Annotated in this window: 20 protein-coding genes; 10 read left to right on the top strand and 10 right to left on the bottom strand. The window is 49.0% G+C overall.

Going from position 1 to position 17,614, the window contains the following annotated elements; genetic code table 11:
• Window positions 1-6: 6 nt before the first annotated feature.
• A complete protein-coding gene (locus RDW05_RS09700; protein ID WP_021719257.1) occupies window positions 7-195 on the bottom strand; it encodes a hypothetical protein in 189 nt (62 codons plus the stop codon).
• 259 nt (window positions 196-454) lie between these two features.
• Between RDW05_RS09700 and RDW05_RS09695 the strand changes: the two genes are divergently transcribed.
• The 7 genes from RDW05_RS09695 to RDW05_RS09665 all read left to right on the top strand — a co-directional run bounded on the left by RDW05_RS09695 (window position 455) and on the right by RDW05_RS09665 (window position 5,398).
• Window positions 455-1,642 carry an MFS transporter gene (locus RDW05_RS09695; RefSeq protein WP_307978871.1) on the top strand — a complete coding sequence of 396 codons (1,188 nt, stop codon included), beginning with the start codon at window positions 455-457 and terminating at the stop codon, window positions 1,640-1,642.
• Between the two features lie 204 nt (window positions 1,643-1,846).
• Complete coding sequence (locus tag RDW05_RS09690; protein WP_307978869.1) at window positions 1,847-2,887, top strand: type II secretion system F family protein; 1,041 nt, start codon at window positions 1,847-1,849, stop codon at window positions 2,885-2,887.
• Window positions 2,888-2,904: 17 nt separating this feature from the next.
• Window positions 2,905-3,291, top strand: coding sequence for a type II secretion system protein (locus tag RDW05_RS09685; RefSeq protein ID WP_293722304.1), 387 nt, complete (start codon window positions 2,905-2,907; stop codon window positions 3,289-3,291).
• Between the two features lie 46 nt (window positions 3,292-3,337).
• Entirely contained in the window at window positions 3,338-3,742 is a 405-nt protein-coding gene (locus tag RDW05_RS09680) for a hypothetical protein (RefSeq protein ID WP_307978868.1), read from the top strand.
• Window positions 3,732-4,103, top strand: a complete 372-nt coding sequence (locus RDW05_RS09675) for a hypothetical protein (RefSeq protein WP_307978867.1) — start codon at window positions 3,732-3,734, stop codon at window positions 4,101-4,103. Before RDW05_RS09680 ends, RDW05_RS09675 begins: the two co-directional genes overlap by 11 nt.
• Window positions 4,045-4,509, top strand: a complete 465-nt coding sequence (locus RDW05_RS09670; RefSeq protein ID WP_304258046.1) for a hypothetical protein — start codon at window positions 4,045-4,047, stop codon at window positions 4,507-4,509. Before RDW05_RS09675 ends, RDW05_RS09670 begins: the two co-directional genes overlap by 59 nt.
• On the top strand, window positions 4,499-5,398 hold the full coding sequence (locus tag RDW05_RS09665; RefSeq protein WP_307978866.1) for a hypothetical protein: 900 nt from the start codon (window positions 4,499-4,501) through the stop codon (window positions 5,396-5,398). Before RDW05_RS09670 ends, RDW05_RS09665 begins: the two co-directional genes overlap by 11 nt.
• A gap of 77 nt (window positions 5,399-5,475) precedes the next feature.
• On the opposite strand, the gene pth is transcribed toward RDW05_RS09665, so the two are convergent.
• The 8 genes from pth to ispE form a co-directional block, all read right to left on the bottom strand.
• Entirely contained in the window at window positions 5,476-6,072 is a 597-nt protein-coding gene (gene pth, locus RDW05_RS09660) for an aminoacyl-tRNA hydrolase (RefSeq protein ID WP_304269466.1), read from the bottom strand.
• 15 nt (window positions 6,073-6,087) lie between these two features.
• Complete coding sequence (locus tag RDW05_RS09655) at window positions 6,088-6,879, bottom strand: polysaccharide deacetylase family protein (protein ID WP_307978865.1); 792 nt, start codon at window positions 6,877-6,879, stop codon at window positions 6,088-6,090.
• An 87-nt stretch (window positions 6,880-6,966) separates the two neighbouring features.
• Window positions 6,967-7,926, bottom strand: a complete 960-nt coding sequence (locus tag RDW05_RS09650; protein ID WP_298880604.1) for a ribose-phosphate pyrophosphokinase — start codon at window positions 7,924-7,926, stop codon at window positions 6,967-6,969.
• 138 nt (window positions 7,927-8,064) lie between these two features.
• Complete coding sequence (gene glmU, locus RDW05_RS09645) at window positions 8,065-9,441, bottom strand: bifunctional UDP-N-acetylglucosamine diphosphorylase/glucosamine-1-phosphate N-acetyltransferase GlmU (RefSeq protein ID WP_304258039.1); 1,377 nt, start codon at window positions 9,439-9,441, stop codon at window positions 8,065-8,067.
• A 261-nt stretch (window positions 9,442-9,702) separates the two neighbouring features.
• The gene (gene purR, locus RDW05_RS09640; protein ID WP_021719245.1) at window positions 9,703-10,512 is read right to left on the bottom strand and encodes a pur operon repressor; all 810 of its coding nucleotides are present in this window, start codon (window positions 10,510-10,512) and stop codon (window positions 9,703-9,705) included.
• Entirely contained in the window at window positions 10,490-11,284 is a 795-nt protein-coding gene (locus RDW05_RS09635; RefSeq protein WP_307978861.1) for an NTP transferase domain-containing protein, read from the bottom strand. The genes purR and RDW05_RS09635 overlap by 23 nt, the downstream gene beginning before the upstream one ends.
• Before the next feature lie 2 nt (window positions 11,285-11,286).
• Complete coding sequence (locus RDW05_RS09630) at window positions 11,287-11,979, bottom strand: GntR family transcriptional regulator (RefSeq protein ID WP_009144941.1); 693 nt, start codon at window positions 11,977-11,979, stop codon at window positions 11,287-11,289.
• A gap of 2 nt (window positions 11,980-11,981) precedes the next feature.
• Window positions 11,982-12,842, bottom strand: a complete 861-nt coding sequence (gene ispE / locus RDW05_RS09625) for a 4-(cytidine 5'-diphospho)-2-C-methyl-D-erythritol kinase (protein WP_307978860.1) — start codon at window positions 12,840-12,842, stop codon at window positions 11,982-11,984.
• Between the two features lie 202 nt (window positions 12,843-13,044).
• Here ispE and RDW05_RS09620 point away from each other — a divergent pair, with 202 nt between their 5' ends.
• On the top strand, window positions 13,045-13,929 hold the full coding sequence (locus tag RDW05_RS09620) for a YitT family protein (protein WP_307978859.1): 885 nt from the start codon (window positions 13,045-13,047) through the stop codon (window positions 13,927-13,929).
• A 93-nt stretch (window positions 13,930-14,022) separates the two neighbouring features.
• Here the strand turns inward: RDW05_RS09620 and RDW05_RS09615 are convergent, their stop codons facing one another.
• The gene (locus tag RDW05_RS09615; RefSeq protein WP_307978858.1) at window positions 14,023-15,291 is read right to left on the bottom strand and encodes an S-layer homology domain-containing protein; all 1,269 of its coding nucleotides are present in this window, start codon (window positions 15,289-15,291) and stop codon (window positions 14,023-14,025) included.
• Window positions 15,292-15,674: 383 nt separating this feature from the next.
• Between RDW05_RS09615 and RDW05_RS09610 the strand changes: the two genes are divergently transcribed.
• Both RDW05_RS09610 and RDW05_RS09605 read left to right on the top strand, forming a co-directional pair.
• Window positions 15,675-16,094 (top strand): MarR family transcriptional regulator, encoded by a 420-nt coding sequence (locus RDW05_RS09610; protein WP_307978857.1) that lies wholly within the window; start codon window positions 15,675-15,677, stop codon window positions 16,092-16,094.
• Window positions 16,095-16,581: 487 nt separating this feature from the next.
• Window positions 16,582-17,601 carry a glycosyltransferase family 4 protein gene (locus RDW05_RS09605; protein WP_009144949.1) on the top strand — a complete coding sequence of 340 codons (1,020 nt, stop codon included), beginning with the start codon at window positions 16,582-16,584 and terminating at the stop codon, window positions 17,599-17,601.
• Window positions 17,602-17,614: the final 13 nt, after the last annotated feature.

The raw sequence follows: 17,614 nt of genomic DNA, 5'->3' as shown, positions 1-17,614 counted from the left end.
TTAAAATTAGCTATTGCTAACTGTAGAAATATGTGCTACAATAATCGTGAAGTTAGTGATGGCTAACCAATGTATATCGTCCCTTCCTGATTTTGCATTGCAGCCTTGACCTTTGACCTTGACAATTTCCTTAAGTGCATTGGTTAGCTCCTCTACTTTTAAACAAGCTGCTATTTGCTTTTTAAGCAAATTCATATTTTCTCCTCCAAAAACAGACAGAACGCTGAAAATCCGTTAGGCAAGCGGGTTTCGGCGTTCTGTTTTGTTATAGGCGCAACATTTCTGCAACACTTTATAATTTGTCCAGCATTGCGGCAATATTCGATTGCCTAAGTGTAATTTTCTTATGTAAGCAGGCTATTATTGGAGCGTTTTTATTTGCACAAAATCGCCATTAGCGTTATAATATTTTTCTACTGTTGTATGATTTTGTTTTTATTTTGAGGTGGATTGTATGAAAAACTGGAAGCTAATTCTAGCTATCCTTACGGCTAATGTCGTGATGATGGCTGCAGGCTATACTATGCTCATTCCCTTTTTACCGATGTATTTGATGAACGAGCTGGGAGTGAGTGTGGCTGATGTAAAAATGTGGAACGGTGCGATTTTTTCCATAACCTTTTTGATTGGCGGTATCATGGCGCCTATCTGGGGCAAAATGGCTGATACGCGCGGTAAAAAGATGATGGCAATTCGTTCTGGCGTAGGTCTGGCACTGTCCTACTTTTTGGGTGGTATAGTAACTACGCCGGAGCAGATGTTTGCTGTGCGTGTGCTGCAGGGTTTTGCTGCCGGCTTGTGGAGTGCCTGCCTGGCGCTGGCTACCAGCCTGGTGCCGATGGAAAGACTAGGTGTGAGCCTGGGCATTATGCAGGCAGGACTGACCTGCGGCAATGTCATCGGTCCGCTGGTTGGCGGTTCATTGGCAACACTGTTTGGCATGCGTGCTTCATTCTTCGTTGCAGGTACGCTGCTGACAATCAGTACGTTGGTATTTATGTTCTACATTCCCGAGCCGCCGAAGGCGGAGCCGAAAAAGCTTGCGGTCAAGCCGCAGGTACAGCTTTTACAGCAACCTGTAATTTGCGAAACACTGGTTTATATTGCTGTGGCTCAGATGGTTATCCTGCTGATTCAGCCGATTTTGAGCCTTTATGTGGCAGAGCTGAACCATGGTGATGGCAACATTATGTTTCTTTCCGGCGTGGCCTTTTCGCTCGTAGGCATTGCCAGCGCTATTACTGCCCCGAGCTGGGGACGTTTTGGGCAGGAGCACGGCTTTTATAAAGCGCTGTGTGCTGCAACGCTGCTTTCAGGTGTTATGAGTGCAGTAACAGCATTACCGCAGACCTTGCTTTTGTTCTGCGTTTGCAATTTTTGCTACGGATTATGCTGTGCCGGTATTCAGCCTTCGCTGAGTGCTATTTTGGCCAGCAATACATCTACCGACCAGCGCGGACGCGTTTTTGGCTTTATGTTCAGTGCGCAGCAGTTCGGCTCGATGGTAGGTCCTTTGATTGGCGGAGCCATTGCTACCTATGCACCGCTGCAAAGCCTTTTTGTTGTAGCAGGCGTTATCCTTTTTGCCATCAGTGTCAGCGTTTGGTTGCGTCATGGTCATGAGCAGAATGCTATTGTATAGGCCATTTTAATCTGAAGGACCACAAAAAATCTTATGTTTTTATTAGTTTACAAAACTCTGTAAGCCTTGAATTAAGGGGCTTACAGAGTTTTTTTGCTTGAATTCACAAAATAGCCATTGCTTTGATGCGCAGATTTCACATATGTGACAAAACAAATTAGACAGAAAATTCGCTAATAGACTATAATCGGCCATGTGGAGGTGATGAAAATTAAGCTTAGAGGAGGCGTGAGCCTGGCAGAGCAAATCAGCTTCTACCGTCAGCTTGCAGTTATCCTGCGTAGCGGCCTGCCGCTACTGCATGCGCTGCAGCTTTTGCAAAAGCATGGCAGCGCTAAGCAGATGCTGCTTTGCTACCGACTGCAGCAAAGGCTGCGCCGTGGCAGCAGCCTGGCGCAGGCTTTAGCAGCAGAACCTGCCTGCTGCAGTCATCTGGCGGTTACGCTGGTGGCTGTGGGCGAGGAGAGCGGTGAGCTGGCCACGCTGCTGGAGCAGCTGGCTGCGTATTACAGCAGGCAACTGCAACTGCGGCGTTTTGTGCAACGGGCTGTGACCTATCCGGCATTTTTGCTGGTAGCTTCCGTTGGCGTGCTGCTGCTGTTTTTGCTATATATTCTGCCGGTGCTTGCTGATACCTACAGCGCTATGGGCGTGCGTCCGACTGGTACGTTAGCTTTATTGCTGGTACTGAAGGATGGTCTGCTGCAGCAGCCGTTACTGGCGGTGCTCTGTGCGGCAGCGCTAACAGGCATTCTGCTGCTAATGGGACGCAAGCTGTTGCGCTGGTTTTTACGCAGTCGTCTGAGCGGTAATTTTCATGGCCTTTTATTAGAAGTACGCTTTTGCAGCTTGCTGGCTCTGCTTTTGGAAAGCGGTGTTGGCATAACAAGAGCGGTAGCAATTGTGACAGATACCATAGATGATGAGCAATATGCCCAGCAGCTGCGCCTGCTGAACAGCAGGCTGCAGCGCGGCATTGCTATTGAGCAGGCTGCAGGCGGCGCCAAGGAGCTTTTTTCGCCGCTGATGCTGGAGCTGGTGTGCGTGGGCGCGTCTACAGGTTATCTGCCGCAGATGCTGCAGGAAGCAGTAACAGCCGGGGAGCAGCGTCTGCAGCAGCAGCTTGGCAGGCTGCAGGAGCTGCTCGTGCCATTGCTGCTTCTGGTGGCGGCGATTATCATAGCGGGAATCGTCTGCATAATTATCGGTCCGCTATTTGAGATGCTTTCGGCAATGCCGGAGTAAATTCAGGAGGTGCGATAGTGTTAAAGACAATGCGTAAACAAGGTGGCTTTACTTTGATTGAGGTAGTGGCGGCGGCCGCTCTGATTGGTATTATGGCGACAATGCTGCTGCCTTCACTTTCAGGTGCTAATGACAGAGTGAAGAATGCCCGTCTGCAAAATGATCTGGTAACCATAGACCAGGCCATTCAGCTGTATAAAATGGATGCAGGCACTGTGCCGGCAGAGCTGACTACACTAGACAGCGAATATCTTGGCGGTAAGCTGGAATTCAAGGATGCCAAGGGCGAAGCCTTAACCTATACACCTAATACAGCCGACGGTAGCTATACCCTCAGCGGCAAAAACAGCAAGGGTGAGGCCGTAATATCCCCGGGCAGCAAAGCTGTTAGCGGTGAATCATAAGGCCGGCGGCTATTTATTACTGGAGCTTTTGCTGGCTATAGGGTGTTTGGGAGCATTTTCTGTAATGCTCTACCCTGGCAGCCAGATGCTGCAGCGGCAGTACTATAAGCAGCAGATGCGCTATGCTGCCTATCTGTTGGCTGCTGACATCAGACAGATACAGCAGCGCACGATATTCCAGCCGGAAAATTATCTTTACACTTTAAAAGTAAGCGGTAATGACAAGCATGGTTACAGGATTTACCGTGAGAAGAAGGTCTGGAAGCGCGTAAGGTTAGAGCCGACAATCAGCCTGACGTGCGACTCACAGATGAAGTCGTTAAGCTATGATGAAAATGGCAGTCCTAGTGTCAGTGGTGGCTATAGCTTGGAGCATCAGCAGCTTCCGGGTGTGCTTTTTTGGCTGACAGTTCAGCCGGTTACAGGCAGGGTGACTGTTTATGAAAAATAGCAGGGGCTTTTGTCTGGTGCAGGAGCTGGTGTGCTTTTGCCTGACGGCATTATTACTTGCTTCAGCGGTGCAGTGCTTTTACCGCAGCAGCTGGCTGCTGCAGCAAAGCAGGGAGCAGCAGCAGGCTGCGCTTGCGTCCTGGCAGGTGCTGGCAGGCGAGGAGTACAGTGGCAGGTTTGTGGTGACACAAAAGCTGGAGACTACCAGTATAGATGGTTTAACGATGCAGGAGGTGCAGGCAGCCTATGGCAAGGTCAAGGTTAAGCTTATATGGGCGATGCCGACGGCAGAGAGGCTATCTGTTGCTGGAGGTGCTGCTGGGACTGCTGTTGACGGTGGCACTGGCGACGCTCGTTTTTAGAGCAACAGGCGCCATTGCCTATAGCTTTGGACGCTTGCAGGATGAATTGCAGCTGCAGGAAGCGAAACGTCATATTTTGACGCAGCTGGAAAAGATTATCTGCTATGATGCACAGCGAGTCATCAGACTGCAGGAGAATGGCCAGATAACCTGTACGATGATTGATGCCTGCAAACGTGTTACTATTTACAGCGATAAGCAGGGCTTGTACAAAAAGACGCGTAAAAATAACGGCACGGGCGTAAATCCTGTTTCTTTAGAGGGCGTAGTCGTTACTGGTTGGCGGATACAGCGGTGTTCGCCGCAATTACTGTGCATAAGCTTTAAGCTGAGCAGGAATGGCCGTCAACTGCAGGTGAAGCGTTATCTTATTTGTTATAATGCGAGGATAGCAGATGATGTATAGCGCTAAGGGGAGTATATCGCTTCCCTGCCTGCTGGCAGCGCTGCTTTTGGCACTCAGTGCTCAGCTAAGCCTGCTTTATGCAGTCAGGGGTTATGAATCAGAGAAGGATTTTCTGCGGGAACAGCAGCTAAGGCTGTTGTGCAGCTCAGTATTACAGGCTATTGGCCAGGAACCGCGGCCGCCAGGCAGGCAGCTTTGCTATGAGGGCGAGCTGCAGCCGGACAGTGAACCGGTGACAGTGACAAGTGAAAGCATTTACAGCTCAGATGGATTTATAGATTACCTGAAGGTTACAGCAGCAGCCGTTAATCATGCTGGCGCAGTACAGCGGCTGCATCGTATCAGGGTGAGCTTTGGCCCGCAAATGCAGGCCCTGGCAGCTAAGAGCGTCCTTGCAGGACGCTCGCTGACAGGCGACGGATATTTGCAGCAGGCAGCGTTATATACAAGCATAGAAGAAGTAAAGCTGCCGCAGATGAGCTTTTTGCGGGATAAATGTCCTGGTGTGCTGAATAAGAAGTCGGTGGCGGAAGTTGGCCTCAGTGCTCGCTTTTACTATCTGAGGAATAACAACTCTCTCTTGTTGGGTACGGAAGGCTTGCGTGGTCCTACGATGATAGTAAATCCTTATTCGATTACTACTGCCGAAGGCTCCTATTATCCAGACCGTTTGGTGCTTATCAGCGAAAATGGTAATATTAAGCTGGGAGCTGGCACGAGGTTGACGCAGGCGCTGGTGCTGGCGAAGGGAAAGGTAACTATTTGCGAGGGCTGTCAGCTGAATGGCTTTGTTATGGCAGATAAAATTGTCATTGAGGGAAATGCGGACCTTACTCCTGATACAGGTGCCGTTGAACCGATGCTGACACCATACTTCAACTACTTATAATTTTGCTGAATACATTGCATAACCCAAAAGAACTAGCCTGAGCTTTTTATAAGCTCCAGCTAGTTCTTTTTCATTGCTTATTCAGCCGCAGGCTTTTCGGCCTTGGGCTTTTTCTTGTTATGCGCCTGCATAACCTCTTCGATATCGCCGGATTTAATCCATTCCTCCAGCGCAGTGGCCATTTCTGCTACTGCCGCTTCGATAGCGGTTTTGTCCTCGCCCTGGAAGGCATGCAGTACATGATTGACAACAGCTTTGTTGTTGCGTGCCGGATGACCGATACCGATTTTGAAGCGCGGGTAGGCGTCGGTGCCTAAATGCTCGGTAATGGATTTGATGCCGTTGTGGCCGCCGGCGCTGCCCTTGCGGCGGATGCGCAGCTGGCCTACAGGCATATCCATATCGTCCTGAATAACAGCGATATCATCCGGGTCGATGTGATAGAAGTTGGCGTAGGCGCCGACAGCAACGCCGCTGAGATTCATATAGGTGGTCGGTTTGATAATGAGGATTTTTTCGGGAGCGCGGTATTCTGCCATATAGGCACTGCGGTCCTCCTTGCCGAAGCTCACGCCAAGACGGCGTGCCAGCTCGTCAACTACCATAAAGCCGATGTTGTGACGGGTGTTTTCGTATTCGCGGCCGATATTGCCAAGGCCGACAATTAATTTCATATTGTTGCTCCTTTATTATTTATTAAGTTCTTCGATTGTGACAAATTCATAGCCTTCTGCACGCAGACGGTCGATGATGATGCCGACTGCTTCAATCGTCTGGTCGCGCGGTGCGGAGTTTTTGGGACTGTCACCATCATGCAGCAGGACGATAGCACCGGAGGCTGCGTTCTCGCAGACTCTGTCGGCGATTACCTGCACGCCGGGGTTCGTCCAGTCGCGGGGAATGATGCTCCAGTTTACTATCTGCATACCTGCAGCATTGATAGCCTTGACAGTGCTCCAGTCCTTGAAGCCGTGCGGCGGACGCATATACTGCGGTGCAGTACCGGTGATGCTTTGCAGTGTTTCCTTGCCGTAGGCGATGTTGGCGGCAGCCTCACTGCTGCTGAGCTTAAGCAAATCTTTGTGATAGCCTGCATGCAGAGCAATCAGGTGGCCTTGTGCCTGGACAAGCTTTACTGTTTCGGGGTGCTTGGCGGCGTTTTCGCCAACCATAAAGAAGGTGGCATGCACATTTTTGGCAGCCAAAAGCTTGAGCAGCTTCTGGGTATATGGCGGATAAGGGCCGTCATCAAAGGTGAGGGCAATGAGCTTGCGCCCGTGGGTATTTTCCGCATGTGTTATAACCTTGCCATAAAAGCTGTTGCCCGGAAGTACGGCAAGCAAGAGCAAAGCGCCTGCCAGCGCAAGGCTGAGAGCAGCGCTTATAGCGGCAGTCTTTCTGCTGATTTTTTTGTATATCCCCAGCCACAGCAGCAGTACGCCGGCAAGGGAACAGATAATAAGAAGATAAATAATACGCATAGTTACTCCAAATATTAAAGCCGGTAGTTTTGCCGGCTTTAATCATAACAAAAAGGCTTGCCAGAGGCAAGCCTTTTTATATTACGCTTAGTGTTTGGTATCGAATAATTGGCTTACAGACCAGTCATTGTAGATGCGCAGAATGGTTTCTGCCAGAATCGGCGCAATGGAGAGCACCTTAATTTTCGGGTGCTTTTTGGAAGGAGCCAGAGGAATGGTGTTGGTAACAACCAGCTCGGTGATATCGGATTGAGCAATGCGGGACAGCGCCGGATCGGTCAGGATCGGGTGAGTGCAGCATGCATATACTTCTTTAGCACCGAATTTCTTCAGAGCGCGTGCGCCTTCGGTCAGGGAGCCTGCGGTATCAACCATGTCGTCTACCATGATGCAGGTTTTGCCTTTAACGTCGCCAATCAGGTTCATAACCTCAGCAACGCCGGGTTCCGGACGACGTTTGTCGATGATAGCCAGCGGTGCATTCAGCATTTCAGCGAAATTGCGGGCACGGCTTACGCCACCAAGGTCCGGGGAGATAACAACCATGTCTTCCAGATGCTTGGATTTAATGTATTCTGCCATCAGCGGGCCGCCGGGCATATGGTCAAAGGGGATGTTGAAGAAGCCTTGAATTTGTGCAGCATGCAGGTCGATGGTTACTACACGGGTAATGCCTGCAGTTTCCAGCAGGTCTGCCATCAGCTTAGCAGTGATAGGCTCACGGCCGCGTGCTTTGCGGTCCTGGCGTGCATAGCCATAGTAAGGAATAACAGCAGTGATGTGGTTAGCGCTGGCGCGTTTGAAGGCATCAGCCATAATCAAAAGCTCCATTACGTTGTCATTAACGATAGGGCCGCAGGTAGGTTGTACAATGAAGATATCCTTGCCGCGTACACTTTCGTTAATCATTACCTGAACTTCGCCGTTGTTGAAACGGTTAACTACGGAATCACCAACGGTGGTTCCGAGGTAAGCAGCGATTTCGCGTGCCAAATCAGGGTTTGCATTACCGGTAAATATTCTTAACTTATTCTCGTCAGACAACATGTCCAATCCCTCCAAAATTACCTTGTTGTAGTTTGCTGGTGCGATGAGCAAAACTTTACTTAAATTTAATTATACACAAAAAACACGTAAATCACAAGTTTTTTGTAAACTTTTTGACACATATGTGACTATAAAAGCTTATTTACCCTCGTTACGGTATTTTTCGGCCCAGCCTTCGATATTTTTCTGGCGGGCACGTGCAATGCCCAGAGCGTTTTCGGGTACTTCCTTGGTAATGGTGCTGCCGGCACCGATGTAAGTGTTGGCCTGTACGGTTACAGGTGCAACAAGGTTGGTGTTGCAGCCGACGAAGGCGTTGTCACCGATAACAGTGCGATGCTTCTTCTTGCCGTCGTAGTTTACAGTGATGCAGCCGCAGCCCATGTTAACGCCGCTGCCGATGTCGCTGTCGCCGATGTAGGTGAGATGCGGCAGCTTGGTGCCTTCGCCTACGTTAGAGTTTTTAACCTCTACATAGTTGCCGATTTTAACGTGGTCGCTGATAACGGTGTCGGGACGCAGATGCACATACGGACCTGCGGTAACGTGGTTTTTAACCTCGCAGTCATGGCCGTAGATGAATTGCAGATGGTTGTCGTCACCGATTTTTACATTGGTGAAGCGGGCGTTAGGACCGATTTCGCAGTCCTCGCCGATTTCAGTTGTACCTTCCAGCCAGGTGTAGGGATAAATAACGGTATCGCGGCCGATTTTTACGCTTGCTTCGATAAAGGTGCTGGCGGGATCCATGATGGTTACGCCTGCGTCCATCAGCTTATCCAAAATACGCTGGCGCATAACGCCTTCGGCAACGGAAAGCTGCTTGCGGGAGTTGATGCCCATAACCATATCGCTGTCATCAGTGGAAATACCGCCAACCTTAGCGCCTGCTTCGTTGAGCTTTTGCAGTACGTCAGTCAGGTAATATTCGCCTTGTGCATTGTCGTTGGTCAGGGTAGCCAGCACGTCAAACATTTGCGGGCATTCCATGCAGTAAATACCGGTGTTGATTTCCTTGATAGCTTTTTGTTCTTCGGTAGCATCCTTTTGCTCTACGATGCCCTGTACATTGCCGTCAGCATCGCGGACAATGCGGCCGTAGCCGAACGGGTCATCCATAATTGCCGTAAGTACGGTAGCAGCAGCGCCGCTTTTTTGATGTGCTTCACAGAACTTTTTCAGCTCTTCGCCGTCCAGCAGCGGAGTGTCGCCGCACAGGATGAGCGCAGTGCCGTGGAAGTCCTTCAGGGCATCGGCAGTCTGCATTACAGCGTGGCCGGTGCCAAGCTGCTCGGCCTGCAGGGCGATAGTTCCCTGATTGCCTACCATTGCTTCTACCAGTTCTGCTTCATGGCCTACGATAACCACCTTTTTGTCTGCGCCGGCAGCGCTTGCAGCGTCAATTACGTGCTGCAGCATGGGCTTGCCGCCTACCTTGTGCAGTACCTTGGGGTATTTGCTGCGCATTCTTGTGCCTTTGCCTGCGGCGAGGATTATTGCTACTAATTCTGACATGTGAGTTCTTCCTTTCCTGGCTGCCTGTAAGGCATCATCTGCGTTACGACGGCTCCTAGACGTACAAGGAGTACGCCGTCGTCACCATCGTTTAGCATCTGGTACCTTCTAGCCAGCCTGACGTAGTTTAAAGTTAATAAAATTCCTGGCCGTCTATAAGGCAGCATCTGCGTTACGACGGCTCCTAGACGTACAAGGAGTACGCCGTCGTCAACTTCGTTTAGCATCTGATAACTTATAGTCAGCCTGACGTATTATATATTATTTATTTACTTCCAATGTTACCTTCTGCTGCTCTTCGTCTACGTTATGCAGGGTGAAGAAGGCAGTATAATCTTCTACCAGTTTGCGTTCCGGTGCGGCAGTGGCGATTAAAAAGGCTTTGCCTACAACCTGAGCGCCGACTTCGTGAGCTAGGGCAATCATACCCTTGGCGGTGCCGCCGCCCTTCATAACATCATCCACAATTAGCACACGGCTGCCGGGCTGCAATGCGCGCTTGGGCATGGCCATGTTTTGGATAACCTTGGTGGAACCGCTGACGTAATTAATGTTGACGGTGCTGCCTTCGGTAATATCACTGGTGTGACGGGCGATAACAAGAGGCACGTTAAACGCACGCGCTGTCTGCATAGCAAGCGGAATACCGCTTGTTTCAACCGTCATGATGCAGTCCGGTGCCAGCTCCTGCAGGCGGAGCATAAAGATTTCACCCAGACGCACTACGGTTTCCGGATGGCAGAGAATGTCGGTAGTATAAAGCATACCGCCGGGCAGGATGCGGTCCGGAGAGGTGAGGCGGGCAGCCAGCTCTTCCAAGAAGGCTGCGTCATCCTCCGGCAGATGGCCGGGGATAAAGCGCACGCCGCCGGCAGCACCGGAAACGGTTTCTACTTTGCCTAGGCCGTAAAGCTCCAAACCGGATTTTACGGCTAAAACATCCTCGCTGAGGGTGGATTTTGCGATAGCAAATTTTTTGCAGAAATATGAAAATGAAAACAGCCGATATGGATGATCGGCTAAAAGTTTACTTAACGCTGCTACGCGTTCAATTCTTTTGGCTTTTACCATATGTAAGCGTCCTCCTTGCAAGTTCTAAGTCACTTGGTTTATCTATATCCATGCCGATACATGCATGACGGGTGATGATAGCTTTGCAGCGCATTTCCAAAAGCTTGGAGGTGCGTGCTTCCGCATCGGCCACTGTCAGGCGATGGCACAGGAGCTTTAGCAAAAAGCCCCATCCGAGCCAGTTGCACAGCTTAAGCGGTGATTTGCGGCGGGCAAAGATTTCGCGTGCTTTTTGCTGACCGCCGGGAATAATCTCTTTGGCCATCAGCATCATATTGCCGCCGGTAAAGATGCCGTCGCGCAGCTTGCCGTAGGTGCGTTTGGCACCGGGATAAGCACTCAGGCAGGCATCCTTGGGGATGATGGGATAATAAAGCTGGCCTTTAGGAGAGGCATTGCAGGCGGCAAGAAAGTCGCGCACTGCAAGCGAAGTCAGCAAAGGAATGTCATCGCATACTCCCAGCAGCTTTTCACTGGCATCGGGGCCTAAGGCCTGGGCTGCAGCGGCGGCTGTAGCAGGCAGGTCGCCTGCGGCTTCACACAGCAGGACGTCGGCCGGTAATGTACCCTCCAGAAGCGGCAAGGCTTCGGCGCGGGCAGCTACGACAATACGGCGGATGCGTCCGCTTCCCTGCAGGGCTGCAATGATATAGTCTATGAGGCGCTTGTTGCCAAGCGGTGCCAGGCAGCGGTGCTCGGTGCCGGCGCAGTCCTTCAGCCAGGGACTGAGGCCGCCTGCTGCAATAAAAGCATCTATATTAGCAGTTGTCATGCTTACGCCTTCTTCTGCGGCAGATGCTCGCTGAGGGAACGCATGAGGGTGTGCTCGGCGTTTTCCAGATGGATACGGGCTGCGTATTGCGCACGTTCTACATCATGTGCGGCAATTGCTTCTACCAGGTTGCGGTGCTCGTCCATGGTTTCCACCAAACGTCCCGGGTAGCTCATGGAACGGCCGCGGATAGTAGTCATCTGCTCGCGCAGGTTATTGATGATGCTGCGCAGACGCTCGTTGCGGCTGGCAGTGTATAACATATCGTGGAAAGCAGTATCTACTTCGACGATTTTATCCATATCGTTGTTGGCGATATGCTGGCCGATTTCAATAAGATAACCGTTAAGCTGTTCAAGCTCCTCATCCGTAATACGCTCGGCGGCCAGGCCAGCAGCAAGAATATCAAGGCTGATACGGATTTCGTAAATTTCGGTGATATCCTTAATGGAAATATCGGCAACATAGGTGCCGCGACGGGGAATCATAACTACAAAGCCTTCCAGCTCCAGCTTACGGATAGCTTCGCGCACGGGCGTACGGCTTACGCCCATTTCGTCAGCCAGCTGGATTTCCATGAGGCGTTCACCGGGGCTGAAGGTGCCGTCAATAATAGCTTGACGGATATTTTCACAGACAAGCTCACGCAGAGGCTTGTAGCTGTCTAGTTTTATAGGCTGCAAATGTCCGGACATATTTATTTTCTCCTTCCGATAGTTGTCGTAATTGCTGTTTCTACATCAAAATCTGTCAGTGCCTGCTGTACGCGCTCGGCAGTTTCTTTGTCAGCGGTAAGGCCGAAGACGGTCGGGCCGCTGCCGCTCATAAGAGAATAGTAGGCGCCTGCTCCCAGCATAGCAGCCTTAATAGAGGCTATAACGGGGTGTGCCGGGATAGTTACTGTTTCTAAAACATTGCCCATGTAGGGGGTGATGGCCTGGCCGCCTTGGCGCAGATATGCTTCCAACTGCCAGATGCAGGGAGCGTGTACTACACGACCGCGGTCAAAATGCTGGTAAACCCAGGCGGTGGAAACCTCCAGACCGCGTGGCTTGGCCAGTACCAGGCATGTTTCGGGCATATCCTCCAGCTTGGTGAGGACTTCGCCGCGTCCTGTTGCCAGCATCGTACCGCCTTCAATGCAGAAGGGGATATCGCTACCCAATTGAGCGGCTAGCTGTTCCAGCTCATAATTTTCCAGGTTAAGCTCCCAATAACGGTTCAGACCGCGCAAAACTGCTGCTGCATCACTGCTGCCGCCTGCCAGTCCTGCTGCCAGAAAAATTTTTTTGTTCAAGGCGATGTGAACGTTCGGAATAATATTGCAGTGACCTGCGAGCAATGCGGCTGCTCTGTAGGCCAGGTTATCAGAACCGCAGCTGAGGTTGTGCAGATTGCAGCTGATCTGAATGCCGTTACCCTTGCTGATAACAACCTCGTCGCTCAGACCGACGCTCTGCATAATCATACTTACCTCATGGTAGCCGTCCTCGCGCTTGCCGAGAATATCAAGTCCCAAATTTATTTTGGCATATGCCGTTTCTTTTATTTGCTTCATTATAAGTTCACCTGCCTAATATTGTATACAGTATTATTTTATACTGCTTATGCCTGCATAGCAAGAATTTTTTTCGAACGTTCGGGATTTTGGCGAGAAAAATATTTAGTAGTTGCCTTTCTGCGTTAAAGTGTTACAATATATACATAAAAAACAAATTCTGAATATTTTGCTTGCAAAGGAGAATTTTATGAATCCCGCTTTGAAGAAAAAAATCTACCATTATGCTATGGTGACTCTGGCCTGTGCGATTATGGGTATTGCGATGAATACCTTTTACATGCCTAACAAGATGCTCAGCGGCGGCATCGGCGGCGTTGCCGTACTTGCCTATTATGTTGCCGGCCTGCCGATGGGCGCTACCAGCTTAATCTGCAACGTGCCGCTGTTCTTTTTAGCCTATAAGTATATGGACAGGGAATATACTATTAGCGCGCTCTATGGTATCATTGCTTTTTCTGTATCCCTGGATTTCTTTCATTTTCTTTCCACCTATACTGTAGTGCATGACAAGCTGCTGGCCTGCATTGCAGGCGGTGTGCTTTACGGTATCGGTGCTGCGTGCATGTATCGTGTAGGCGGCTCCAGCGGCGGTACGGATATTATCGGTGCTATTATCCAGAAGAATTATTCTATCTCTATCAGTACGACCGGTTTTGCTTTCAATATTTGTCTGCTGCTGGCCAGTGTTTCCTTATTCGGTATTGAGCCGGTGTTGTATACATTGCTTACCTTTTTTGTGATGACCAAAACCTGTAATGCATTTACGACAGGCTTTGATTATAAAAAGAAGGTTATCATCATTAGTGAGCATCACGAGGAGATTGCGGAAGCGATTATTAAAATCGTCGGTCGTGGTGTTACCTATATCAGCGGCGAGGGTTGCTTTACGCATCGTCATCGCGAGCTGGTTTTTGTAGTCATCAAGCTGACGCAGCTGGCGAAGGTGCGCTCCATTGTGCGCGAGATTGACCCCGGTGCCTTTATGATTATCAGTGACGTCAACGACGTCTTCGGCCGTGGCTTTACACTTAAGCCGTCCGGTCCGAATTTCCCCCGACCTAAGTTCCCGGAAAAAGAAGAATAAAGCTAACGTGAAAAAGCTTCCAGACTATCAGATGATAGCTTGGAAGCTTTTTCGGTGTTTGAAAGTGTGATGAGTATTTAAAGGGATATCATGTTAGAAAGTGAAGAGCAGCTGGCTCCACAGAGTTTGGGAATCGCGGTCGCCCTCTTTTTCTTCGAGGTCATACCATTCAACCTGACCAACGATGTTCTTGGCAAAGGTGTAGTTAGCAGTTACGCTGTAGCCTTTGAAGCCCCACATCTTGTCTGCAAAACCGTTCATGGTGTGGTTTACATAGGTGGTTGCACCCTGGTCATAATAGTTGGCGGTTAAGCCCCAGGAACCCGGGTTAGCAGCTTTGGCACCTTTGTAGGAAACGGTAGCAATGTAGCCGTCATCGTCAATATCCTTGTAGGTGGCGTAGCTGTCTTCGCCCTTCAGATAGGTGAAGCCGAGTTCAACATTGTTGTCGAAGTTATAGTTTGCGCCTACAGCCCAGATATCCAGATCATCGCTGCCGGATTTTGCTTCGTTATCTTTACCGTAATTGCTGAAGGATTCAACGTCGCTGAAGCTGTAGTAGCCTGCTTTCAGGCCGAGCTTGCTGATCTTGCCGGAAACCTCACCGTACCAAACCTCATCGGAGGTATCTTTCAAAGTGCTGCCGTTCAGGGTGCCTTCGGTAAATTTATGGGTGGTCGGGGTGGACGGTGTTGCTTTGCCGTAACCGGCGGTTACTTTAACATCCTTGCCATAGGAAGCCTGGATGCCGTCGAAGCGTTCATCATATACATTGCCGTCAGCCAGCTTTAAGTTGTAACGACCGCCTTGTACAGCAACGCCGCCGAGTTTACCGTTGACATAAGCACGTTGGAATTTAGTATCTTCGTCGCCCGTGTCATTTCTGAAATCCTGCTCGTTCTGAATCATAGCGGTGTAGGTCCAGTCTTCATTGACAGCACCGTTTAACCAGATACGGGAACGCAGCTTAGTGGTGTAGCCGGGGTCAACATCTTCATCATTATCTGCATAATGATAACGAACTTCACCGGTGATTTTTACGTTGTCAGCTTTCTTCTCCAGGTTTGCTACGCGAACGCCCAGGTTGTCCAGCTCGTCAGCGAATTCAGCAGCCAGCTTGTCAACATTAGCGCCTTTAGCCATAGCCTTAGCAACGATTTGTGCCATTTCGTAACGAGTCATCAGCTTGTCGCCGCCGAAAGTGGAATCGCCGTAGCCTTCGATTACGCCTGCTGCAGCCAGCTTGTTGATGCTGTCATAAGCCCAATGGCCAGCAGGGACATCGCTGAACGGGTTAGCAGCGTAAGCGCTGGCAGTTACACCAAGAGCCATAGCAATTGCAAAAATAGATACTTTTTTCATTTTTCCTTCCTCCTTCGTGGATAGAAACACTATGCTATGCTTATTACTGCCTATGAACATCAGTGCTATCAGGAGATTAAGTGGCCTTGTTTCCTTAATCAAAGATACATGCTGTCACATAGAAAGTGTCTAAGCATAAATTGCATAACGGCAAGAATTTAAAAAATTTACCTAGGATATTCTTGAACCGTTGACTCATTATAGCACTTTTCTGACTGGCCAGTCAATAAATCAATATGTAAAAAAACTTCAAACTCTATACGAAAAAACAAGCTTTATTACTCTTTAGTTATCGTGAAATTTAGCAATATTTTTCTTGACATCAGCCTTGCAAAGTTTATAATGTTAATATCTAACAGGGTTAGCAAAAGGAGGGGAAGCTGATGCTTACGGATAATGCTGTCAGTGAACTTGTAGAAAATATGAAAATAATCTTCCTGGGACCGATAAAAAAGGCCGAGGAGCTGTTAAAGGGTGAGGTGCCTATACTTTGCCATATTTGTGAGAATGGTAAGGCAACGCCGACAGAGCTTGCACGCAAGTACTCTTTATCTACAGCGAGAATAGCTACTATTTTAAACAGACTGGAGGATAAAGAACTGATTGTCCGCGTGCATGATAATAAAGACAGACGCAAGGTTTTTATCTATCTCACTGATAAAGGCAAGGATTTTGCAACAGTAAAAATTAATGCACTTCATCAACATATGAATGATCTGCTCAATATGCTTGGTGAGGAAGATGCTAAGGAGTATCTACGTCTTACACGCAAGGTTGCGGCATATATGAAACAGCAGCTTTAAAAAGCCTCTAATGGATTTGAGCATTAAAAGAAAAACTGAACAGACTAAACTGACGCCTGACTGGCAAAGCTTGCAGAATTATTGTGCTTTGAAAATTTCCTGGAGTACAGGGAATCAGTCAGACGTTTTTTGTTTTTTAGAGATTTTTTGTAGAAATGTAGAAGCATTCAAGCTTACACTGTGTTTTTCATTCAGAATGGCTGTAAAAACGTCTGAAAAGCGGAGTGAAAGTATCAAAGCATCGACAGATGATGCGCGTATAACGAGGCAATATATAAGTTATGCCAAAAGGATATATTCCCTTGATGATATTATGCTATAATAAATGGGAATAATTCGGGAGAATTTTGCGGAAAAAAAGCCTTATTATATCATTTTTGTAATAAAAGTAATTGACGCAAGTGTCAAAAATGTTATACTATATAAGGAACGAATAGTTTAGTGTTTTTTGTGTGCAACGAATCAGGTTCCGGTGGAGAAAGAATAAATGTTAAGTGCTTATGGTTTCCCTTTTCTGCTTGCCGCTTTGGTGAGCTATATATTGACCCCTTATATTAAAACATTAGCCTTTAAAATCGGCGCGATTGACAAGCCCGATAACCGCAAGGTGCATAAGAAGATTATGCCTCGTCTTGGCGGTTTGGCTATTTATATTGCCTTTATGATTGCCGCAGTGGCAAGCTTGGAGCTGACGAAGGATATTGTCGGCATTCTGCTTGGCGGCAGCGTGATTGCCATCGTAGGCGTACTGGATGACAAATATCAGCTGCCGGCAAAGGTCAAGCTGCTGGGGCAAATTTTTGCTGCCTGCGTACTTGTGGCCTTTGATATCCGTATCGAATGGCTGAACAATCCCTTCGGCGGCTATTTTTATCTTAACGAATGGTTTATTTCTATACCGCTGACAATTTTCTGGGTTATCAGCTTTACGAACGTTGTCAATCTGATTGACGGTCTGGACGGCCTGGCAGCAGGCGTATCTGCGATTGCTTCCATGACGGTCATTCTGGTTGCGGTTCAGATGGGTTATTACCATATAGCTGTAATGACTGCGGCTCTGGCCGGCGGCATTATCGGTTTTATCCGCTATAATTTTAATCCCGCTACTATTTTCATGGGCGATACAGGCAGTATGTTCATCGGCTATATGCTGGCAGCTATTTCGGTTTACGGCGCAGTCAAGACTGCTGCTACCGTAGCGCTGATTGTACCGGCTATTGCACTGGGCCTGCCGATTATGGATACAGCCTTTGCGATTATGCGCCGCTACAGCAACGGCCGCCCAATTTTCCAGCCCGATAAGGGCCATTTGCATCACCGCCTGCTGGCGATGGGCATGAACCAGAAGCAGGCAGTCCTGCTGATGTATGCTATTACAGCCGTGCTCGGTATCGCAGCTGTGCTGTGGGCAGAGTTTGACGGCTTTTACGCCGCACTTATTATAGCGGTTATTATTACGGCAGTTGCCGTTGGTGCTAAAAAAATCGGTATTCTGAACGACAGATAAGGGGGAGGAAGAA

The sequence above is a fragment of the uncultured Phascolarctobacterium sp. genome (assembly GCF_902463975.1).
Classification (GTDB): domain Bacteria; phylum Bacillota; class Negativicutes; order Acidaminococcales; family Acidaminococcaceae; genus Phascolarctobacterium_A.
This window is presented reverse-complemented; position numbering and strand designations above follow the sequence as displayed.